This window comes from Pseudomonas reactans, from assembly GCF_013387025.1.
GTDB lineage: Bacteria > Pseudomonadota > Gammaproteobacteria > Pseudomonadales > Pseudomonadaceae > Aquipseudomonas > Aquipseudomonas reactans.
On record NZ_JACAQP010000001.1, the window covers coordinates 133,172 to 155,121 of the forward strand.

General features: G+C 62.5%; 21 protein-coding genes. 8 read left to right on the plus strand and 13 right to left on the minus strand.

Translation table 11 applies throughout. The features are described from left to right. Positions 1-257: 257 nt before the first annotated feature. The 7 genes from HX793_RS00630 to HX793_RS00660 all read right to left on the minus strand — a co-directional run bounded on the left by HX793_RS00630 (position 258) and on the right by HX793_RS00660 (position 6,021). Entirely contained in the window at positions 258-638 is a 381-nt protein-coding gene (locus tag HX793_RS00630) for a hypothetical protein (protein ID WP_016977620.1), read from the minus strand. A gap of 14 nt (positions 639-652) precedes the next feature. Next, positions 653-1,933 carry a type II and III secretion system protein family protein gene (locus HX793_RS00635; RefSeq protein ID WP_033901346.1) on the minus strand — a complete coding sequence of 427 codons (1,281 nt, stop codon included), beginning with the start codon at positions 1,931-1,933 and terminating at the stop codon, positions 653-655. Beyond that, complete coding sequence (gene sctV, locus HX793_RS00640) at positions 1,930-4,062, minus strand: type III secretion system export apparatus subunit SctV (RefSeq protein WP_177050649.1); 2,133 nt, start codon at positions 4,060-4,062, stop codon at positions 1,930-1,932. The genes HX793_RS00635 and sctV overlap by 4 nt, the downstream gene beginning before the upstream one ends. After that, entirely contained in the window at positions 4,059-4,394 is a 336-nt protein-coding gene (locus HX793_RS00645) for a tetratricopeptide repeat protein (RefSeq protein WP_177061118.1), read from the minus strand. The genes sctV and HX793_RS00645 overlap by 4 nt, the downstream gene beginning before the upstream one ends. Continuing rightward, complete coding sequence (locus tag HX793_RS00650; RefSeq protein ID WP_016977473.1) at positions 4,394-4,750, minus strand: hypothetical protein; 357 nt, start codon at positions 4,748-4,750, stop codon at positions 4,394-4,396. Before HX793_RS00650 ends, HX793_RS00645 begins: the two co-directional genes overlap by 1 nt. Positions 4,751-4,886: 136 nt before the next feature. Continuing rightward, the gene (locus HX793_RS00655) at positions 4,887-5,774 is read right to left on the minus strand and encodes a SctD/MshK family protein (RefSeq protein ID WP_016977472.1); all 888 of its coding nucleotides are present in this window, start codon (positions 5,772-5,774) and stop codon (positions 4,887-4,889) included. Between the two features lie 85 nt (positions 5,775-5,859). Next, positions 5,860-6,021 carry a hypothetical protein gene (locus HX793_RS00660; RefSeq protein ID WP_016969018.1) on the minus strand — a complete coding sequence of 54 codons (162 nt, stop codon included), beginning with the start codon at positions 6,019-6,021 and terminating at the stop codon, positions 5,860-5,862. A 601-nt stretch (positions 6,022-6,622) separates the two neighbouring features. Here HX793_RS00660 and HX793_RS00665 point away from each other — a divergent pair. Beyond that, positions 6,623-7,084 (plus strand): winged helix-turn-helix domain-containing protein, encoded by a 462-nt coding sequence (locus HX793_RS00665; protein WP_025999813.1) that lies wholly within the window; start codon positions 6,623-6,625, stop codon positions 7,082-7,084. Positions 7,085-7,199: 115 nt separating this feature from the next. After that, entirely contained in the window at positions 7,200-7,721 is a 522-nt protein-coding gene (sodC, locus tag HX793_RS00670; protein WP_016977469.1) for a superoxide dismutase family protein, read from the plus strand. Here the strand turns inward: sodC and HX793_RS00675 are convergent. Then, entirely contained in the window at positions 7,718-8,578 is an 861-nt protein-coding gene (locus HX793_RS00675; RefSeq protein ID WP_177050658.1) for a Dyp-type peroxidase, read from the minus strand. The genes sodC and HX793_RS00675 overlap by 4 nt on opposite strands. A 138-nt stretch (positions 8,579-8,716) precedes the next feature. Between HX793_RS00675 and HX793_RS00680 the strand changes: the two genes are divergently transcribed. Beyond that, positions 8,717-10,333, plus strand: a complete 1,617-nt coding sequence (locus HX793_RS00680) for an NADP-dependent glyceraldehyde-3-phosphate dehydrogenase (protein WP_177061112.1) — start codon at positions 8,717-8,719, stop codon at positions 10,331-10,333. A 23-nt stretch (positions 10,334-10,356) separates the two neighbouring features. Further along, positions 10,357-11,415, plus strand: coding sequence for an FUSC family protein (locus HX793_RS00685; protein WP_025999812.1), 1,059 nt, complete (start codon positions 10,357-10,359; stop codon positions 11,413-11,415). Between the two features lie 181 nt (positions 11,416-11,596). On the opposite strand, the gene HX793_RS00690 is transcribed toward HX793_RS00685, so the two are convergent. Further along, on the minus strand, positions 11,597-12,355 hold the full coding sequence (locus HX793_RS00690) for a TetR/AcrR family transcriptional regulator (protein ID WP_016977465.1): 759 nt from the start codon (positions 12,353-12,355) through the stop codon (positions 11,597-11,599). Between the two features lie 360 nt (positions 12,356-12,715). Here HX793_RS00690 and HX793_RS00695 point away from each other — a divergent pair, with 360 nt between their 5' ends. Genes HX793_RS00695 through HX793_RS00710 form a run of 4 tightly spaced genes read left to right on the plus strand, consistent with a single transcriptional unit; the run spans position 12,716 to position 17,342 of the window. Then, a complete protein-coding gene (locus tag HX793_RS00695; RefSeq protein WP_177050662.1) occupies positions 12,716-13,423 on the plus strand; it encodes an ABC transporter ATP-binding protein in 708 nt (235 codons plus the stop codon). Beyond that, positions 13,420-14,637: an ABC transporter permease gene (locus tag HX793_RS00700; protein WP_177050664.1), complete on the plus strand. Its 1,218-nt coding sequence runs from the start codon at positions 13,420-13,422 to the stop codon at positions 14,635-14,637. The genes HX793_RS00695 and HX793_RS00700 overlap by 4 nt, the downstream gene beginning before the upstream one ends. Then, on the plus strand, positions 14,630-16,108 hold the full coding sequence (locus HX793_RS00705) for a TolC family protein (RefSeq protein ID WP_177095422.1): 1,479 nt from the start codon (positions 14,630-14,632) through the stop codon (positions 16,106-16,108). The genes HX793_RS00700 and HX793_RS00705 overlap by 8 nt, the downstream gene beginning before the upstream one ends. Continuing rightward, positions 16,098-17,342: an efflux RND transporter periplasmic adaptor subunit gene (locus HX793_RS00710; RefSeq protein WP_177095424.1), complete on the plus strand. Its 1,245-nt coding sequence runs from the start codon at positions 16,098-16,100 to the stop codon at positions 17,340-17,342. The genes HX793_RS00705 and HX793_RS00710 overlap by 11 nt, the downstream gene beginning before the upstream one ends. A 15-nt stretch (positions 17,343-17,357) precedes the next feature. Here HX793_RS00710 and HX793_RS00715 read toward each other — a convergent pair whose 3' ends face one another. From HX793_RS00715 to HX793_RS00730, 4 genes are read right to left on the minus strand one after another with little or no spacing between them, the layout of a single operon-like run. Next, on the minus strand, positions 17,358-18,752 hold the full coding sequence (locus tag HX793_RS00715; RefSeq protein WP_177095426.1) for an FAD/NAD(P)-binding protein: 1,395 nt from the start codon (positions 18,750-18,752) through the stop codon (positions 17,358-17,360). Positions 18,753-18,764: 12 nt separating this feature from the next. After that, a complete protein-coding gene (locus HX793_RS00720; protein WP_177095428.1) occupies positions 18,765-19,532 on the minus strand; it encodes an ABC transporter ATP-binding protein in 768 nt (255 codons plus the stop codon). 3 nt (positions 19,533-19,535) lie between these two features. Next, a complete protein-coding gene (locus HX793_RS00725; protein ID WP_177050669.1) occupies positions 19,536-20,876 on the minus strand; it encodes an ABC transporter substrate-binding protein in 1,341 nt (446 codons plus the stop codon). A gap of 21 nt (positions 20,877-20,897) precedes the next feature. Then, positions 20,898-21,947: a branched-chain amino acid ABC transporter permease gene (locus HX793_RS00730; protein WP_016977457.1), complete on the minus strand. Its 1,050-nt coding sequence runs from the start codon at positions 21,945-21,947 to the stop codon at positions 20,898-20,900. Between the last annotated feature and the right edge of the window lie 3 nt (positions 21,948-21,950).

Consider the following 21,950-nt stretch of genomic DNA (forward strand, 5'->3'; position numbering starts at 1 on the left):
GGCCCACGGATTCAAGCCGGAGAGAGGGAACACCGAGCCTAGGCGAGGTGCCGAGTGGTGGGGCGAGAGCCTTTTGGTTACTTTTGGCTGGGCCGGCTTCCGGCTCTTCCAAAAGTGACCCGCTGTAAGAGCGGAACCATAAGCGGCCGTTACCGCAGGAACGGATATGTACACAGACATACCGCTATCGCTGGCAAGCCAGCTCCTACAGTTGGGATGTGGGGAGTCAGAAAGATACCGGATGCCAGTGAAGGAGGTCATTGTTGGCCCCCCGCGGCGCCGGCCTTGGCTTCCTGCTGGTCCTTGCGCCGCTGCAACTGCTCACGATCAAACCCCTCGATGTACACCTGCGCAGCTCGGCCGACGGGCGCGGCCATCACCGGGCCGGTCGTGCGGCCTTGGGTCAGGTCTTGCTTGCGCTCGACCATCTGCATCAGGTTCAGGTTATTCGCGCAGCCCAACGCCAGGGTCGGTTTGAAATCCTCGCCCAGCCCGATGGTGTCCGTTGCCGGTGGTTGCTGGCATTGGGTCGGCAAGCCATCCGCGCGGTACTCGGATGAGTAGTAAGTGGGCGCCAGGTGGGTCTGGCAACCCATCAGCGCCAGGGGCAACAGCATCAATACGCGTAAAGCAGTCATGGCAGTCCCCCTGATCAATTCATGTAGAAACCGAACGCCCCGCCGCTGCGCGGTCCGGTGGCCGCTGCGGTAGCCGGTTGTGCGTCGAGGGGCGTGGCGAGGGTGCGACCGCGTACCGGTTCCACCAGGTACGGCGTGATGAGAATCACCAGTTCGGTTTCATTGCGCTGGAAGCGCTTGGAGCGGAACAGGTTGCCGAGGATCGGCAGGTCACCCAGCAGTGGCAGTTTCTCGATGTCCTGGCTGCTTTCACGCTGGAACAGCCCGGCGATGGCGAAGGTCTGCCCGCTGCCGACTTCCACCCGCGTATCGGCGCGGCGCACGCTGAAGGACGGCACGTGGAAGTTGCCGAAATCCACGGTGCCGCCGCTGACCACGCTGCTGACTTCGGGGCGCACTTGCAGGGCGATGCGGCCGTTGGGCAGCAGGGTCGGGTTGAACAGCAACGACACGCCGAACGACTTGTACTCGATGCCCACCAGGTCACGGTTGACCGGCACCGGGATCGCCACTTCGCCACCCGCAAGGAAACTCGCGGTCTGGCCGGTCATGGCGGTGATATTCGGTTCGGCAAGGATCTGCAGCACGCCGTTGGCCTGCAACGCATCGAGCATGCCGTCGATGTTCACATTGCCTGAACCGGCACCCGCTGCTGCCAAGCCACCCGCCGTGGCGGCGGCCAATGGTCCGCCGGTGATCAGTCCAAAGGAAAACGTGCCGTTGTTGAACATGGCGTTCCAGTTCACGCCGTAGTGCAGCAGCTCGGAGCGCGACACCTCGGCAAAACGCACACGCAGGTTCACTTGGGCGGACCCTGCGTATTCGGTGGTGTTGATCGCGCTCTGGAAACCTTGCCCCTGAGGGTTGAGCAAGGCATTCAGGTCGGTCGCCTCCGCCACCGAACCCAGGGTGCCCTTGGCGACCAGGCGATTACCGGCGCCGCTGATCTGTGCGCCATTGCCGGGGTGCAGCGCCTGCATCGGCGTGCTCACCGCCTGGCTGCCACTGCTCACGGCCAGGGTCAGGCTCGCCAGTTGTTTGCCGTCGCTGCCCAGGGCAATCAGGCTGGTGTTGCCGGGCGCCTTGCCGAAAATATAGATCGTGCCCGGCGACACCACTTGCAGGTCGGCCACATTCGGCTCGGCCACCAGCACCGAATCCACCGGCGCGACAAAATGCAGGATGCGCCCTTCACCGGAGGCCAGGGCAATCGAACCCCCGGCGCCAGCCGCGATCTCCTGAGCTTGGCTCACACATGCAAAAACACTCAGCAACAGCACACAAAAACGCATCATGAGGCAGACGCCAGGGGGGTGACGGAAGCCGCGGCAGGCGCGCGGCGGTTGGAAATTTCGGTGAGGCTGATGGTCACCAACGCTTGCAGGTTGTACTCGGTGGCCAGCTCGCGGAACGACAGCACCGCCAGCTCCAGCTCACCGCGCAGTACCAGGCGGCGCAGGCTGCGGCGCAGTTCCGGGTGCACCAGCAACACCGCACTGTTGACTTCGCGAGTGTTGTCACAGGCCTGGCGCAGTTGGGCGAGCAAGGCGCGGCTGACTTCTTCGGGGATCAATTCGCGCTGCGGCTCCTGGCGACGCAGGGATGCACGCAATTGGTCTTCCAGGCCCGGCGCCAGCACCAGCGCACCGATCACCCGGTTGCGGTCGGCGTATTGATGGCTGATCTGCCGCGCCAGCGCGGCGCGCAAGTGTTCAGCCAGGCGCCCGGCGTCGGTTTCACGGGCGCCCCACTCCACCATGGCTTCGAGCAAAGCGCGCTGATTGCGGATCGACACGCCCTCGCCGACCAACAGGCGCAGGGTTTCAGCCACACGTTGCAACGGCACCAGGCGCAAGGCTTCCTTGACCAGTTCACCGTAGGTGGCCTCGGTGCGCTCCAGCAGCAGGCGGGTTTCCTGGATGCCGAGGAAGTCGGCGGCATAGCGACGCAGGCTGCGTTCCAGCACACCGCGCAATACCTCGTCGGGCAGCAGGAAGCCGATGCCGGCGTTGCGCAGCGTGTCTTCGTGCTGGCGTTCGACCCAATGGGCACTGCGGCCATTGAGGGGGGAATCGGCCTGCACAGTGGCGATGTCCAGCAGCTGCACATGCACCGGATCGTCCTGCACCAGCAGGCAGTTGATCGGCAATTCGCCCTCGCTCACCGGCACGCCTTCCAGGGACACGCGGAAACTGCCCGGAGTGGCCTTGGCCTCCATGTAGATGCCCGGCACCGGCATGTCCACGCCGAGTTCGGTACGCAGGTCATGGCACAGCGCTTCGACACGCTGGCGCAGCAGTTGGCGCGGCGCGTTCTGGGACACGCCGCTGCCAAGGGTCAGTAGCACCCGGGTATCGGGCAGCAGGTTGTCATCCAGCTCGGCCTGCACTTCGACCTCGGGTTCCGGTGCCTCGACCAGCACTTCCAGCTCAGGCTGCCGGTGATGGCGGCGATACATCATGAACGCCGCGCCGCCAAACACCAGGGACAGACCGAGGAACACCCAGGTCGGAAACCCCGGCAGCAGGCTCACGCCAATCATGATCAACGCGGTCAAGCCCAGCGCCCGGTAACTGGCGCCCAGTTGCTTGATGATCTCGCTGCCCAGGTCCCCCGCTTCGCCGTCGCTGTTGACGCGGGTGACCACGGTGCCCGCCGCCACGGAAATCAGCAGCGCCGGAATCTGCGCGATCAGGCCGTCACCCACGGTCAGCAACGAGTAGGTGTGCACCGCCACGCCGAAGGGCATGTCGCGCTCGATCATGCCGATCAACATGCCGCCGAGCAGGTTGACCGCGAGGATCACCAGGCCGGCGATGGCATCGCCTTTGACGAACTTCATGGCGCCGTCCATCGCACCGAACATCTGGCTTTCTCGCTCAAGGCGCGAGCGGCGGCGCCGGGCTTCGGCCTGGTCGATGTCGCCGTTGCGCAGGTCGTTGTCGATGCTCATCTGCTTGCCGGGCATCGCGTCCAAAGTGAAACGCGCGGCCACTTCCGCCACACGCTCGGCGCCCTTGGTGATCACCACGAACTGCGCCACGGTAATGATCAGGAACACCACCATGCCCACCACCACTTGCCCGGCAATCACAAAGTCGCCGAAGGCCTTGACGATATGGCCGGCGTCGCCGTGCAGCAGGATCAAACGCGTGGTGGTGATCGACAATGACAACCGGAACAGCGTGCTCAACAGGATCAGCGGCGGCAGCGCGGAAAATTCCACCGAATGGCCGATGTAGAACGCCACGATCAGGATCAGGATGCTCAGGGCGATGTTAAGGCCGATCAACGCATCCACCAGATAGGTGGGCAGCGGGATGATCATCATCACGATCGCCATCAGCATGAATGCGACGATGATCACGTCGGTGCGCTGCGCAGCGAGGCGCGCCAGGTTGTTCAGGCGGTTGAGTGCACTCATGCGCCAGCCCTGCGTGCGGCCAGGTAGCGTTTAAAGCATTGGCGCGCTTCGTCCTTGCGCTCGCCGTACCACAAGGCGCGGGCGCGCAGCAGCAACAGGCTGGCCGATTCGCCTTCCAGCGCCACCAGGCGGTCCAGGGCACTCAGGGCACGGGCGGCGTCACCGCTGTCGGTGAAAGCCAGCACCAGCGAGCGCAGCAACACACCGTCGTGGGGCGCGACGCTGACGGCAATCAGCAGCATCACCAGGGCGCGCTGGGACTGGCCATTGCGCCGGTACAGTTCACCAATGCCCTTGAGCAGTTGCACGGCGTCGTCGTTATCGCGGGCCATCAGGTATGCACCTCCGAGCGTTGCTGTTCGAGGTTGCGGCGCATCTCGATCTCTTCGCCGATCAGCTCGACGGCCAGTGCCTTGATGTGTGGCTCGGCGTCCAGGCCGGGCAGGATCTGTTCCATCACATGCTCCAACAACTCCAGCGAACGCGCGCCGCCGAACAGCAACGAGTCGACGCCGGCGGCGGCGGTGAGCGCTTCGAGGTCACTGCGCAGGGAACGGCGGGTCTGGGTCTTGCGGGTCTTGAGCACCGCTTCGAAGGCGGTGGCCTGGCGCGAGTTGACCGGGCGAACGGCTTCGACCGGCGCACTGCGCACATCACTGGGAATCAACGGGCGGGGTTCGACTTTCATGGAAGGACTCGCAGAAACACTGTAGGAGCGAGCTTGCTCGCGAAGGTCGTCAACGCTGACGCGGGCTGCCTGTCGGAACGGGTTGGCTGGGCGTTTTTCGCGAGCAAGCTCGCTCCTACAGGGGGGCGGCGCATGTTCATAGGGTGAAGGTGAAGCGCTCCTCGCCACGGGCGAGGATCACTTGGTTGTTTTCGATGCGTTCCAGTACCCAGTTGTCCGCCAGGGCTGCGCCGGGGTACAGGCGCTTGCCGCTGTCGTTGATCACGTAGGGGTGGGTGCCAAACCACACGGCCTGGAAGCGCACGCGCGGCGCGGCGGCATCGGCGCGGGCCGTCACACGGGGGTTGAGCACGATCTGCTGGCCGTAGCGCTGATCGAACGCCTGCTGCAACGCCAGCCACTGTGGCTTTTGCGACTGTTCAAAGGTGCCGGTGGCGCTGAGCTGGCCATTGCTGTCACTGACTTTCACGGTGTCCAAGCGGGCGGTTTGTAGCTGCTGCTCCAACCAGGCCTTGGCTTGCTCGCGGGACGGTTTTTTCAGCGGCGCAACCTCGTCGGCCACGACCGTTGCGGGCACCAGGGGCGCTTCGCTACGAACCGCCAGCGCCCCCGCACAGATAAACAGCAGGACGGTCGCGACAATCCACGGGGTGATTTTGCGTGGGGTGTCCGACGGCTTTTCAGCTCCACCAGGCACTGCCAGGCTCACAGCCGCCGTGCCGATCCGCAGTTGTAGCGGCAGCCGCGCGCGATGGCCGCTGCCGTGGGGAATGCGCACATTGCCGGCGAGCAGCACATCACCGCCCAGCGCTTCGACCGCCACTTGGTCGCCTTCAAACCGAAGGCGCAGGTGCAGGCCGGCAATACCGGGATCAGTGAGTACCAGATCGGCCGCCAGGTCGGCGCCGAGGGTATAGACCGGCTGGTCGAGCACCAGGGAACTGCCCTGGTGCAAACCACCGGTCACGGTCAAGGTCGGTGCGCCAGTAGCGGCGACCGGCCCCAAGGAAATCAAGGCTGTCATGATTGGGTTTGCCCCCTTGAGCATGTGCAACGGGGTCAAGCATCAGAGGGTAAACGGGCAGCGCCGGCGCCGCCCGTTTGGCGAATCAGTTCTGCGGACGCTGTTTGGTGGCGTCGAGCTCCGCTTTTTTCGCGGTGCTGATTTCGGTGATCTTGGCCGACTTCTCGATAGCCATGTTGAAGGTCGCTTCCATCTTCGCGATAGCGTCGTCGGCGCCGCCTGCTTTTACTGGTGGGACATCAGCCATGTTCATCTCCTTGCATCGATAGGGAAGTTATTCAGTTGCGCAACAGCAAGCTGAAAGTATGCAAACCGGTGAATGCCCAAAACGTCAGACAGTGAGCCTTCGAACTGCCGTCGGCTTGCATGGGTTCCATACTACTCACGATCAAAACGCCTTCGCTGTGAAAGCTTGTGAAACGTTCCGCACAGACGCTGTGAAAGGTTTGGTTCAACCTGGCGTTGAAAAAAACTCATCCATTTTGGGTCACGGAACTTTCTGAAAAAATCCAAGACACGCTGCAGCCCTCGATTTACGGGGACCTGACAACTGAGAGCAGAATGAATTTGAACAATAAGGCGCGATACAGACGATCTGCACGGCAAGGCTTGGCATTTATTTTCGCGACGACTTCACATTTCTCGCTAATAGCCTTTTGCCCAACTTCCCAGATATTTCAATTTGTAACAACAGCGACTTAATCATCACGTTTGATAGCTCCTCTCCAGCAGCCTTATTGCTGGGAGAGCAACTTTCCTCCGCGCCCGTTAGTGCAACTGCACTAATAACCAAAGGACTAGTTCGCGGGCCGGCTATATATAAAACTTCCAGGTGATCTATGACCGACATGAATTATTCACTCACAACGCTCCTCGAAAACGACGGCTGCGCTGAGATTCACTTCGGCCCTTATCGACTGCTCCCCAAGCGCCATCAACTGCTCAAGCACGGACGACCCGTGAACCTGGGCAGCCGCGCGCTGACACTGCTGATCGCCCTCGCCTCGCGGCCTGGCGAACTGCTGAAAAAAGCCGAACTGCTCGACATCGCCTGGCCGAAACTGGTGGTGGAGGAATGCAACCTGCGCACACAGATCAAGACGCTGCGCCGCACCCTTGGTGACGATGACGCGCTGTACATCGCCACGGCACCCGGTCTGGGTTACCGCTTTGTGGCGCCGACCTGGTTCGAACGGGAGCCGAAACCGCTGGTGAAGGAGCCGGTGGTGCTGGGTGTGTACGGCTGCCGCCATTGTCGCGGCGCAGGGATGGCGCCGCAGTTTGCACAGATAGGTATGCAGAACAGTTGATGGCCCGAGGTTATTCCGTTGGAAAAATATGTTTTTTCCAACGGAATGTTTGGCGCAGCCCAATCGTTGTTATTCCTGAAACTGCCCAACACCCCTAACCTTCAGGAACGCTTTTATGAATCGCTCTCTTCTGCTCGGCCTGCTCAGTGTCTTCGCGGTCGGCTCCGCCCAGGCGGCTTCGTTGCAAGTCCCGGTCAACCTGGTAAGTGCCGATGGCGCGCCACAGCCCGTCGGTAGCATCACCATCAGCGAGTCAGCCTATGGCTTGATCTTCACCCCGGATCTCAAATCCCTGCCAATGGGCGTGCATGGCTTTCATATCCATGAAAACGGCAGCTGTGAAGCGGGTGTGAAAGACGGCGTGAAAGTCGCGGCGCTGGCCGCCGGCGGGCACTTCGACCCGGAGAAGACCGGCAAGCACCTGGGCCCTTACGCCGACGGCCACCTGGGTGACCTGCCGGCGCTGTACGTGAACATGGACGGCACCTCGAACAACCCGGTGCTGGCGCCCCGCTTGAAAAGCCTGGCGCAGATCAAAGGCCACGCGCTGATGATCCATGCCGGCGGCGACAACCATTCCGACATGCCCAAGCCATTGGGCGGTGGCGGTGAGCGGCTGGTGTGCGGCGTGATTTAAGCCAGCGCGCTCAGGTCCAGGTGCCCATCCTTGATCGGCGGGCACCAGTAGTAACCGCCGGTCAACGGTGTGCTGATGCGGTACAGGCCATCGACAATCCCATCTTCCAGCCCGCTCATGCGGCGCAGTTGCGCTTCGAATGCATTGAAGGAGTGGCCGAACGCGAGGAACATCAACCCCGCCTGGCCGTTCTCGGCCCATGGCATGGAGCGGCGCACCACGAAGGCTTCCGGGGTGAAGCTTTCCTGGGCGGTACGCTTGGTGTGAGCGGACTCGGGGGCATCGTCGAGTTCTTCGTTGTCGCCATGACGACGGCCGATGATGTGGTCGCGCTCTTGCGCAGGCAAGGCGGCGAAGCCGTCGAGGTCGTGCTGCCACTGCTGGATCGCGGCAAAGCTGGCGCCGCTGTCGGTCAGGGCCGCTTCAACGGCTGCGTCGTCGTGGGGGTTTTCGGTGCCGTCTTCGTAGTCGGTGAGGTCGAAGCCGGTCTTGTAGCGGAAGCCTTCGGTCATCTGCACCAGGCGGAACGCCGGGGCCAGGGCCTTCTCGAAGGCACGGCTGCGCAACAGCAATTCACCGCGATCCACGCCGTGCAGCCATACCCACAGCGCCTGTTGGGTTGACGGGTTATGTGCGCCCGGCCCGCTGACGGTAGGGAATGTGCGCAGGCCTTCAATCCGGGCACCCAAGGCGTTGACCAGCGGCTCGCCAAAACCGACCACCGCCGCCGAGTCGGTCAACTGCACCAGCGCGTCCAACGCAGCGGGCACGGCGGCCAGTGAATCCACGGCAAAAAACAGATGGCGTGCCTGCAATGGCACCGGTGCGGCAAGAATGCCCGGCTGGTACTGACTCATGTGAACTCCTTCTGAAAAGCCGCGCAGTTTAACCGGCAGGCGCAGCGCTGCGTACAAGAAAGCGCGCAAGCCTTGCCATAGAGCCTGTTGTTGGGTGACTCTCTAGTCATGTTTTGCAACTATTCCAGGGGTAGCGACATGACCACCAGCAACCTGCTCACCCAGCTGTTTCCCGCCTCCGCCGCCGAGATTCCCGAGCCATTCCAGCTCGGAGCGCCCATTGAACAGCGTGATTACTTGGTCGATGGCCAGTTGCAGGTGTGGAACGGCCCATTGGCCAAGGTGCAAAGCCCGGTGCAGTTTGGCGACGAACGTGTGCATATCGGCAGCACACCGCTGCTGGACGCCGACACCGCCCTCACCGCTCTAGATGCCGCCGTGCGTGCCTATGATCGGGGCCAGGGTGAATGGCCGACGATGCGCGTGGCCGAACGTATCCAGCACGTCGAAGCCTTTCTGCGGCGCATGCGTGAACAGCGCGACGCGGTGGTCAAGCTGCTGATGTGGGAAATCGGCAAGAACCTCAAGGACTCGCAGAAAGAATTTGACCGCACCTGCGACTACATCACCGACACCATCAATGCTCTCAAGGAACTCGACCGCCGCTCCAGCCGCTTCGAGTTGGAACAGGACACCCTCGGCCAGATCCGTCGCGTGCCGCTGGGCGTAGCGTTGTGCATGGGCCCCTACAACTACCCGCTGAACGAAACCTTCACCACGCTGATCCCGGCGTTGATCATGGGTAACACCGTGGTGTTCAAGCCGGCCAAGCTGGGCGTGCTGCTGATCCGCCCGCTGCTGGAAGCGTTCCGCGACAGCTTCCCGGCCGGGGTGATCAACGTGATCTACGGCAGCGGCCGCGAAACCGTCAGCGCGCTGATGGCCAGCGGCAAGATCGATATCTTCGCGTTTATCGGCACCAACAAGGCCGCCAGCGATTTGAAGAAACTGCACCCTAAGCCGCACCGCCTGCGTGCGGCGTTGGGCCTGGATGCGAAAAACCCCGGCATCGTGTTGCCCGAAGTGGACCTGGACAATGCGGTGAGTGAGGCCGTCACCGGTTCCCTGTCGTTCAACGGCCAACGCTGCACCGCCTTGAAAATCCTGTTTGTGCATGAGGATGTGGTCGAAAGTTTTATCGAGAAATTCAACCAGAAGCTGTCCACGCTCAAACCCGGCATGCCGTGGGAAGACGGCGTGGCGCTGACGCCATTGCCCGAAGTGGGCAAGGTGGATTACCTCAACGGCCTGGTGGCGGATGCCGCGCAGCACGGTGCCAAGGTGGTAAATGAGCATGGCGCTGAAAGCCGTGGATCGTTCTTTTACCCGGCGGTGCTGTACCCAGTGAACCCGCAGATGCGCGTGTACCACGAAGAGCAGTTCGGCCCGGTGGTGCCGATCGTGCCCTACCGCGACCTGGAGACCGTGATCGACTACGTGCTCGATTCCGATTTCGGCCAACAGTTGAGCATTTTCGGCACCAACGCCGTGCAAGTCGGGCGCCTGGTGGACACCTTCGCCAACCAGGTCGGCCGGATCAATATCAACGCCCAGTGCCAGCGCGGCCCGGACACGTTCCCGTTCAACGGGCGCAAAAACTCGGCCGAGGGCACGCTGTCGGTGCATGACGCCTTGCGCGTGTTTTCGATCCGCACCTTGGTGGCGACCAAGTTCCAGGAGAGCAACAAGGCGCTGGTCAGCGACATATTGCGCAACCGCGATTCAAGCTTCCTGACCACCGATTACATTTTCTAGAGGACGATTCGTCGTTGATAAACCTGCATCTGCCTGTGTTTGCCCGGCGCCTGTTGCGCCCACTGCTCGACCCGTACCGCCGCTATCGCCATGCCAAGCTGATCCACGCCGTGCGCGTGTCCATCGGCTTGCTGGCGACGATCCTGCTGACCACCGGCATCAACCTGCCTCACGGTGAGTGGGCGTCGGTGACCATGCTGATCGTGATTGGCGGTTTGCAGCACCACGGCAATATCGGCAAAAAAGCGGTGGAACGCGCCTATGGCACCTTGATCGGCGCCAGCGTCGGTTTGCTGCTGGTGCTGCAACAGGCATGGCTGGGCCAGCCGTTGCTGACCTATCTGCTGATGTCTGTGGTGTGCGGGTTCTTTTCCTATCACGCCATTGGCAAGGGCGGCTATATCGCGCTGCTGTCGGCGATCACGGTGTTTATCGTCGCCGGGCATGGTGACAATCCGGTATCGGACGGATTGTGGCGCACCGTGGATATCCTGATCGGTATCGTGCTGGCGCTGGCCTTTTCCTTCGCCCTGCCGCTGTATGCCGTGTATTCGTGGCGTTACAACCTGGCCAGTGCATTACGCGATTGCGCCGCTATTTATAGCCGGATCATCAATGGCCAGTCGGTGACCGATGATGAACACCTCAAACAGCTCAATCGCTTGAATGCATCGATGGTGCAATTGCGCTCGCTGATGCCGTCCGTGTCTAAGGAAGTGCGGATTTCCATGACGGAGTTGGACGCGATCCAACGACACCTGCGCCTGTGCATCAGCACCCTGGAGATTCTTGGCAATACCCGACCGGATCCGCGCGATGAGCAGGCGATGTCGCGCATGCAGATGATGTTGAAGGCCGAGCATCGGCAGATTCGCGTGCAGTTAGTGGGGATGGCGCGGGCGTTGAAGTCGGGGGTGACAGAGCGGTTGGAGCGGCCAAGTCATACCGGCGCTGAACCGGCGCTGGACGTACCGGTGTATAGCGCGCTGGATGGCTATCGATTGCTGACATTGCAACTGGCACAGAACGTGGATGCAATGCGTCAGCGATTGGCCAAGAGCGCCGGGCACTGGAAAATCTGAATCCGCTGAGCAAAAAAGGATAATTCCGACGCGTTTACAGATTTCAAGAATTTCACACTTTGCCTTACAAAGTTTTCACGTTTTATTCACATTCAGGAACGTAGTGTGAAGCCTCATCCGTTACAAATGTTGCATATCAAGCCCGCCGCCCCAGCGGGCTTTTTTTTGCCTGGGAATTGAGTCAACGCGCTGCCTTGCTCGCTGGCGCGGCAGATTGCTCACGAATCGCCCGCTGGGTATCCAGCACCTTGGCCAAGGCATGTTCCGCCTCAGGGCTTTGCTGCGGCACGCGAATCGCCGCCGACACCAACGTGATCAACTTGGCCATCACCTCGGCATCCGTGGCCGGGCGGCCCAGGCTCATGGAGTTCATCAGCAGGCGCAGTTCGGTGCCAGCCATCACGCCGGAAATCGCCTTGAGGGCAAATTGCAGGCGCACGCCCAGTTCATTGCGCGGCAGGTCCGGCAAGGCCAGGGCAAAGGCTTCGAAGAAACGCTGGAACACCGGCTGGTAATGCACCTTGAGGTATTCCTGGATAAACGGCGACGTGTCGCTGTACACCCGCCCCAGGAAACGGATGAATGAACGTCCTTCCCCACTGGCGCTGGCCGGGTCGCTGCGCTCCAGGCCCATGGCCGGGGCGAACAGCACGCCGAGCAAGGTGTCGCAGTCCAGAGGGCCGTCGGACTCGGCCTCACAGCGCGCGAGCAGTTCCAGACGCTGCTCGTTGAGCGGTTCAAGGCGCTGCTTGAGCAGGGTCTGCATCAGGGAATCCTTGTCCCCGAAGTGGTAGTTCACCGCAGCCAGGTTTACCTGGGCACGCTCGGTAATCTGCCGGAGCAGAACGGCGTCGTAGCCATACTTGATGAAGAGAGCCTCTGTCGCATCCAGCAATCGAGTCTTGGTAATGTTTGGAGCGCTGACTTTCTTCGCGACCATAGAAGTTCCACGTGGGAAATATTGTTTTAAAAAATAATTTGATTTTTTATACCGGGCCGACCGTCCGAAAGCAAGTAGTGACACACCGCCATATAACCGAAAGCCTTTGCAGACGGGCGTGCAGAGGTTAGTCGAACGGGTTTCTAGCAGGCTTCCGCTGCCTGGGGAGCAATCGTTTCAAAGGGTGAAACCGCTCTATATCCATGGCTGGCGAAGCGGCTGGAACACGGTTAGTATTCAAACAATATTTTAAAAACAAGAAATAAAACCAGTCCGTGACGCGTACCAGGCAGCTCCCGAACTTGTTACAAGGCTTTACCAAGGGGGCATGGCAGCACCGTCGAGACTGAAGGCGTAGTCATGATGACAGATACCCCCGCGCAACCCGGCTTGATCTCCCTGAACGGCATCGGCAAAAGCTACCAGCTGGCCGGTCAGCACCTGTCCATTCTCAATAATGTCTGCCTCTGCATCGCCAGCGGCGACAGCTGCGGCATCCTCGGCGCCTCCGGCTCAGGCAAAAGCACGCTGCTCAATATCCTCGGCCTGCTGGACCTGCCCAACTGCGGCCAGTACCACTTTGCCGGGCACGATATCTTCAACGCCACACCCGATGAACTGGCGGCGATCCGCAACCAGCAGATCGGTTTTGTGTTCCAGAGCTTCAACCTGTTGCCACGCCTCAGCGCCTTGGACAATGTCGCCCTGCCCCTGAGTTATCGCGGCGTGTCGCGCCATGAGTCGGTGGAACAAGCCCTGCGCATGCTCGAACAAGTCGGCCTGGCCGACCGCGCCCACCATCGCCCCGCCGACCTGTCCGGCGGCCAGCGCCAACGGGTCGCCATTGCGCGGGCGTTGGTAGGCAAGCCCTCGGTGATCCTCGCAGACGAACCCACCGGCAACCTCGACAGCACCACGGCCCAGGACATCATGGACCTGCTGCTGGCGCTGAACCGTGAACAACAAGTCACCCTGATCATCGTCACCCACGACCCCCACATCGCCGAGCGCCTGGACCGCAAGATCCTGGTGCGCAATGGCGTGGTACAGGAGGCCGGGCGCCCATGATCGAGGGGGTAAAGAGCAGCCTGCGGGTTGAACAGAACCTCAGCCAACTGCTGCATGAAGCGTTCGTCAGCCTGCGCACCCTGGGCAAGCGCTCGATCCTGGCCTTGCTGGGGATTGTGATCGGCAGTTCGTCGGTGGTGGCGCTGATCAACATCGGGCATAACGCGTCGGTGGATGCCGCGATGATCTTCAAGGACATGGGCACCGACACCCTGATCGCTCAGTTCCCCCCCAAGGGCGCCAGCACTGTGCCGATGCCCGCCCGCCTCGACCTCGACGCCATGCGCCAGACGGTGCCGGGCATTGCCCATATCGGTGCGCTCACACTGTTCAGCGGGCCCATCGTGTTCCATGGCCGTACCGCCAACGCCAACTTCGTGGGCAGTACACCGGACATCAAGGACGCGATGCGCCTGGTGGTGCAACGGGGGCGTTTCCTGTCGAGCTTCGATGCCAACGAAACCTACGGCGTGATCGGTGACCAAGTGGCCCAGTCACTAAGTGCACCGGGCGACCCCTTGCAAGTGGGCGATCGCGTGCGCATCAACGACTACCTGTTCCTGATCGTGGGCATCCTGCGCAGCCAGCCACGGGCGATGCTGATGCCCGTACAGGCCAATGAGTCGCTGTTCATTCCCGCCGAAGGCATGCGCCGCATCTACGCAACACCACAGATCGGCAACCTGATCATTCGTGCCGCGCCCGGCCAGGACATGGAGCGCGTCGCCCAAGACACGGCCGCCGCGCTGAAACCCCAGCTCCCCGACCACGATGTGGACATCCAGGTGCCCCAGCAAATGATCGACGGCATGACCCGGCAAAGCCGCACATTCGCCTACCTGCTGCTGGCTTTGGGCGCGATCTCACTGGTGGGCGGTGGTGTGGGGGTGATGAACGTGATGCTGATGAACGTCTCTGAGCGCCGCCGCGAGATCGGCATCCGCATGGCCCTCGGCGCCCGCCAGCGCGATATCCGCAATCTGTTCCTGCTCGAAGCCGTGACCCTCACCGCCGTCGGCGCGCTCTGCGGCGCGGTGCTGGGCATGACCGCTGCCTGGTTGTACGCCTGGCTGTCGGGCTGGGAATTTTCACTGGCCGTGGCCGCCTTGCCGCTGGGGGTGGGCAGCACGTTGCTGGTGGGGTTGTTCTTCGGCATCTACCCAGCGGTGTCGGCCTCACGCTTGCAGCCGGTGGAGGCCCTGCGCGATGAATAAATGGCTCTGGCTGCTCGCATTCGTCAGCCTGCCCGGTACAGCCGCCGACGTGGTGATCAAGCCATCGGCGCCCAGTAGCACCCGCAGCGGCTATGACCGCAGCGTCTCGTTGAATGCTCAGGTCACCCGCCTGACACTGGGCGATGCGGTGTACCTTGGCTTGCGCAACAACCCGGCGATCCGCAGCGCCTACCTGCAACGGGTGGCGCAGAAATTCGACCTGCGGGTGGCCGAAGATGTGTTCAACCCCAAGCTCACCCTCAACAGTTATTACCGCACCAACCGTGGCTCCGCCGACAACACACGCAATGCCAACCTCGCGCCGGCCACCAGCCTGCTCAGTGAATACGGCACGCGCCTGAGCATGGCCTGGACCCAGCAACTGAACACCGCCGACCGAGCCGGCCGCTACCGCAGCGACGGCCTCGACCTGGCGATCATCCAGCCGCTGCTGCGCGGCGCCGGCTGGGACGCCACCACCGCGCCGCTGCGCCTGTCGCGCCTGTCGGAACAGGCCAACCGCCTGAACCTCAAGGCCACCGTGGCGCAGACCATCAGCCAGATCATCGCCACTTACCGCGAACTGTTGCGCGCCCAGCAGCAACTGAGCATCGTGCAGGACGCCCTCAAGCGCTCCGGCACCTTGCTGGAGGTGAACAAGGCGCTGATCAATGCCGGGCGCATGGCTGAGTTCGAAATCGTGCAGACCGAAGCCGATATCGCCACCCAGCAACTGGGCGTGGAAGAAGCACAGAACCAACTGGACACCAGCCGCCTGGCCCTGCTGCGCCTGCTGGCGCTGGACCTGTCCACACCGATTCGCGCCACCGAAGCCCTGGAGGCCCAGCCCGTGCAGGTCGACAAGCGCCAGGCCTTCAACCTCGCGCAGACCCAGCAGCCGGAATACCTTGCCGCTTTACTCGGCAGCCAACAGGCCGACCTGAACCTGGTGATCGCCAAGGACTCCGGGCGCTGGCAGGTGGACCTCGTGGCCGGTGCCAACCAGATACGGGCCAACACCGACAACGACGCCGGCCGTACCAACAACCGAACCTGGGATAGCTACGCCGGGGTGCAGGTGCAAATCCCCATCGGCGACATCAGCACGCGCCAGGCTGAAGTGCGTGCGCGGGTGAATGTGGAGGATCAGGAGATCCGTATCACCGATGCGCGCCAGGAGCTGGAGCGCAGCGTCAACAACGTGGTGCGCGACCTCGGCACCCGCTGGCGCCAATATGAAATCTCCCAGCGCGCCGTGGAGCTGTCGCGGCGCAAGATCGAGATTGAGCGGGAAAAACTCAGCGCCGGACGCTCCACCAACTTCCAGGTGCTGAGTTTCGAGACCGACCTGCGCAACGCCGAAAACGCACAGCTCAATGCGCTGATCGCTTATTTGAACGCCCAGACCCAGCTCGACTTGACCCTGGGCATGACGCTGGAAAGTTGGGAAATCGCCCTCAATGACTACTAATCAGAAACGCCTGCTGGGCGCTGTACTTATCCTGTTGCTGGGCAGCGCGGGCCTGGCCTTGCGCGGCCCGGCCTCCGATCCGGCCGGGATTCCCGAGCAGTGGCAGGCCGTCCAGCCCGACGCGCTGGTGCACCAGATCGGCCTGGTGGGCAAGATCGAGCCCGACACCACCATCGCCCTCACCGCGCCGTTCGACGGCAACGTGCAAGCCAACCTGGTGGAGCAAGGCCAAAGGGTCGAGGCCGGCCAGGTGTTGCTGCGCATGGACCCTGCCACCCTGGAGGTGCAATTGCGCGACGCCCTCTCCGTCCAACTCAGGGCCCGGCGTACCGTGCAGGAAATGCAGGACTGGGACAACGGCCCCACTGTCAGCCGCGCGCGCCGTGCCTTGCGCACCCTCGAAATGACCGCCAGCAACACCCAGCGCAAACTGACCGAAAGCGAAAACCTGTTCCAGCGCGGCATCATCCCGCGCAACGAGCTGGATGACCTCAAGCAGCAGACCCAGCAGCAACAACTCGACCTCGCCTCCGCGCGCAGCGAACTGCAGCAGGCCCTCGACCAGGGCAAGGGCGAATACCGCCAGATCGCCGACATGGAACTGACCAATGCCACGGTGAAATACGACGCCCTGCACAAGCTGCTCGACGGCCAGGAAGTCAAGGCGCCGTTCTCCGGCATCGTGGTGCCGCCGCCCGGCAATACTTCAACTCAGGGCGGCGGCAACAACACCGCCCCGGTGCAGGCCGGCAGCAAGGTCAGCCAGGGTCAGGTGCTGTTTGGCCTGGCGAACATCGAACGGCTTAAAATCGTCGCCAAAGTCTCGGAGCTGGACATCAACCAGTTGCATCAAGGCCAGGCGGTGGAAGTGCTGGGGGATGGGTTTGACGGCGAGCGGCTGAGTGGCACGGTCAGCGTGGTGAGCGGCTTGGCGATTGCCAGTGACAGCCAGGGCAGTGCACAGTTTCCGGTGACCTTGTCGATCCCCAAGCTCACGCCGCAGCAGTTGCAACGGGTGCGACTGGGGATGAGTGCGCGGTTGACCATCGTGACCTACAACAACGCGCAGGCAATAGTGATTCCAAGCCAGGCGATAGCGCCGGATATGACGGTCGAATACCGTGAGACGATGGATAAGCCGGTGGAACGGGTGAAGGTGACGAGCGGGCAATCGACGCCCCAAGGCGTTGAGGTGTTCGGTTTAAAGCCCGGCTTTGTGAAGACCTCGAAATAGATGGCGATCCCACAGTTAGATTTGTGTCAGCTTTGCGGCCAAGGCTTTAGCTTGAATCGCCACATCCGTCACCGCCGTGCTTTCCCACCACATCCCCCGCAACGGCGGGCCCATGGCGAACAAGCGCTGGCTGACCTGCCCCTGGGCATCCACCACCGCCCCGCAAGCATCGGCCGCAATGCCCAACGCCAATGGCCCAGGCTGGATCAACCCACGCTTGAGCAACTGCTGCGGCAACGGCCGGGCCACGCGGCGCCAGTCGTATTCGATGCCGCTGGAGTTGATCAGGGCCGCGCCGCAAACCCGCTTTACCGCGTGTTCGCCCCGGTAACGCACACCAATGGTCACGCCCTCGACCGAAGGCTCCAGGCCCTTGAACGACGCCGCCCGAATCCGCAACCGCCCCGCTTCATGCAACCGCGCCACCAACTGCGCGCTCAACGGCGGCGAACGGTGGTGATGGCTTTCCCACCACGGCCGCACATGGCGCACGAACTGACGTTTTTCGCGTTCACTGGCCTGGCTCCACAGCCGGCCGATATGCGCACGCACCGTGTCCAGCGGCGCCTGCCAATCAATGCCCTGTGCTTGCGCCATCGTGCATTGCCGACGCACCTCGCGCAGCAATTGCCGAGGGCTGCGCAGACGGTGATCTTCGCCAAGGAAATCCACCCAGCTCGGCGGCTGGCGGCGCACATGGGGCAACAGGCCATGGCGCGAGAAAATCTCGATCGGCCCGCGATGCCCGGCCTGTTCCAGGGACACCACGGCATCAACCATGGTCAACCCGGAACCGATGATCAGCACCGGCGCTTGCGGGTCAATCGCGGTCATGGCTTGCACATCCCAAGGATCCACCGCTGCTGCGTTCAACCCGCTGGACTCGGTCTGCGGTGTGCGCGCTGCCGGGAACATGCCGGTGGCCAGCACCGCAACACCGCCGCGCAATTGCTGGCCGTCATCCAGGGTGAGCAGTGCTGAACCTTCGTCCACCTGCAGGTCGACCCCTTCAGCACGCACATGCTCGACGCTGGAGGCAGACTGCGCTTTCGCCTCGGCCAAGCGTTGCTGGGCGTACACGCCAAATATCCCGCGTGGCGGGAACAGTTCACTGATCGGCACGTGCTGCTGGCGCGACTCCGGCCAGCCTCCGGCGCCAATGTACTCGGTGAGCCACTGGGTCAAATCGTCGGCATTGTCCGGGTCGACACTCATGCGCGCCGCGTTGCCGTTCAGGGTGTGGCCCAGTTCGACAGCACTGTAGGCCTCGCCCCGACCGAGTTCGGCACGCGGCTCGATCACCAGGATCCGGCGCCGACCCGGCAGGCGCAGCAGTTGCACCGCCAGCATCGTGCCGCTCAGACCGCCGCCGATGATCAGTACATCAGCGTTGCGGATGGATTCAGTCATGCAGAGTCGCCCTTACTGTTTGCCCAGGTAAATGTCATGCAAGTCGCCCCGCGCCAACAGCTCAGCGGCGCTGCCACTCAAGGCCACGCGGCCAGTATCCAATACGTAGCCGTGGGACGCATAGTTCAGTGCGACATTGATGTTCTGCTCGGCGATCAGGAAGCTCACCTGCTGCTCACGGTTGAGCTGCGCGATGATCTCGAAAATCTCCTGCACGATCATAGGCGCCAAACCCATGGACGGCTCGTCGAGCAGTACCAAAGTAGGACGCGTCATCAACGCCCGGCCGATGGCGACCATCTGCTGCTCGCCGCCCGAGGTGAGCCCGGCGCGGGTGTGGCGCTTGGTCTTGAGCCGTGGAAACCAGGTGTAAATGCGCTCCAGGTCCTGTTCCATGTCCTTGCGGCTCAAGCGCCGCACGAAGCCGCCGCTGCGCAGGTTGTCTTCCACCGTGAGCTGGCCGAACACATGACGGCCTTCCAGCACATGGACCGTGCCCTGGCGCACGCGCTGGCTGGGATCGACACCGGCCAGGTCCAGGCCCGCATATTCGATCACACCCCGGCTGACCTCCGCTCGCTCGGCCCGTACCAACCCCGAAATCGCCTTGAGCGTGGTGCTCTTGCCGGCGCCATTGGCACCGAGCAAGGCGACGATGGCACCTTTGGGCACGCTCAGCGACACCCCGGCCACCGCGAGGATCGCGCCGTCGTAGATCACTTCGATGTCGTTGACCGTCAACAGTGACAGGCTGGCGGATTCAGCGGCGGGCTGGCTCATGGTTTACTCATCCCCGGTGCAGGTGCGTGGCGTCAGGCCTTTTTCCTTGGCAAAGGCGGCGGACTTTTCATCGATCAATGGTCGCAGCAGCGCGCGGTCGGCGGCGATCCACTCGCTGATCAGCGTCCAGTTGGCGCCATCCCACTGCTGCACCCGCGCCGAGCCGCCACCTTCGTGGTCGCGGCACGACAGCTTGAGGTTCTGCATCAGCCCCAAGTAGCCCATGTTTTTCAAGCGGGCGTCGTCAATGTTCAGGTGTTCCAGACCCCAGCGGCCCTCTTCGCCATTCAGCGGACGCTTGCCGAACTTGGCCTGGCCGGTGCGGATCGCTTCCACCGCCACGGCGGCGTTCACCAGGCCGGAGTTGTAGTAGACGCTGCCGAAGTTCTTCAGGTCCTTGAGGTCGCTGTGGCCCTTGTCGAGGATGTATTGCTTGAGGCGCTTGTGGATCTCGAAGTCGGCACCCGCCGGGTACGGCGTGAGTGCCAGGTAGCCCTTGGCGGCGGCACCGGCAGGCAAGACGTCTTCGCTGGAACTGGCCCAGATGTCGCCGATGATGTGATCCACCGGAAAACCGAAGCGCGCGGCAGTCTTCACCGCCACCGGGGTGGATACGCCCCAGGTACGCAGGAACACCCAGTCCGGGTTGGCCTGGCGGACCTGGCGCCATTGCGCGGACTGTTCGTTGCCGGGGTCGGCCACTGGAATCTGGATGTTTTCAAAGCCGTACTTTTCCGCCAGCAGTTTCAGCGGGCCGAGGGTTTCGCGGCCATAGGCCGAGTCGTGGTAGACCGTGGCGATCTTCTTGCCCTTGAGTTTGTCGAATCCGCCTTCGCGCTGGGCGATGTAGTTCACCAGGGTCGACGCCTCGCTGTAGAACGTCAGCATCACCGGGAAGTTGTAGGGGAACACCGTGCCGTCGGTGGCTTCGGTGCGGCCGTAGCCGAGGGTAATCAGTGGGATCTTGTCCACCTCGGCGCGCTCGCTCAAGGCATAGGCCGCCGGTGCCCCGTTGGGCTGGTACACCGCAACCGGCGCGCCATCCAGGCCATTCTTGAAGCGCTCGTAGCACTCAATGCCCTTCTCCGCCGTCCATTCGGTCTCGCATTCCTGCCACACCAACTTGACGCCGTTAATGCCGCCTTCGACCTCGTTGATGTAGCGCAGGTAGTCGATCATCCCGGCCCACACCTGCACGCCGCTGGACGCGTAGGCGCCGACGCGGTAGGTGGCCAGGGGAATGAATTGCTGGTCCGGCGAGGCCATCGCCTGGGGAACAGCACCGGCCAGGGCGGCCAGCGCGAATGCAGCGCCGACCAGGGAACGTTTCAAGGATGCACGCATGGGAATTCTCTTGAGGGAATGTTAGAAACGCAGCGGCCACTGCCGCACACGGTCACGCAGGTTGTGCAACAGGCGAATCAAGCCCTCGGGTTCCTTGATGAGGAACACGATGATCAACACGCCAAAGATGATTTTTTGCAGGTTCTGCAACTGCCCCGCATCCACCGAACCACCGAACAGCGCCTGCCCGGCGTGGCTGAGGAAGATCGGCAACAGGCTGATGAAGGCCGCACCGACAAAGTTGCCGGCGATGCTGCCCATGCCACCGATAATGATGATGAACAGGATCTGGAATGAACGATTGATGTCGAAACTGCTGGCGCTGGCCGTGCCCAGGTAGGCAAAGGCCCACAGCGCGCCGGCGATGCCTAGGTAGAACGAGCTGACCGCAAAGGCCAGGCGCTTGTAGCGCACCACCGGAATACCAACCACGGCGGCGGCGGTGTCCATGTCGCGGATCGCCATCCAGTTGCGCCCGACCTGGCTGCGCACCAGGTTGATCGCGGTCCAGGTCAGCAGCAGCACGGTGACCAACGTCAGCAGGTAACGGCCCAGCGGGGTATTGAGGTCATGCCCGAACAGCGCAAGCTTCGGCGCGGAGATGGTCCCGGACGAGCCATAGTTGTAGAACCAGGGGAATTTGACGAACAGCCACTCCAGGAAAAACTGCGCGGCCAGGGTGGTGACCATCAGGTAAAAGCCCTTGATCCGCGAGCTCGGCAGGCCGAACAACAGGCCGACCAACGCGCTGATAACCCCGCCGCCGAGCAGCGCCACCGGCAAGCCGAGTTCCGGCAGGCGCAGCAAAAAACCGTAGGCGGCAAATGCGCCAACAGCCATGAAACCGGCGGCCCCTACCGAGGTTTGCCCGGTGTAGCCGGTGAGCAGGTTCAAGCCCAACCCGGCCAACGACAGCACTAAAAAAGGGATCAGGATCGCATTGAGCCAATAGTCATTGCCCCACAGCGGCACCACGACAAAGGCCAGCGCCAACAGGCCAGTCAGCCCCCAGGGAATGCGCCGCTGGATCAGCAGCAACGGGGCGGTGTCTTGAACAACGGGAATCGACATGGT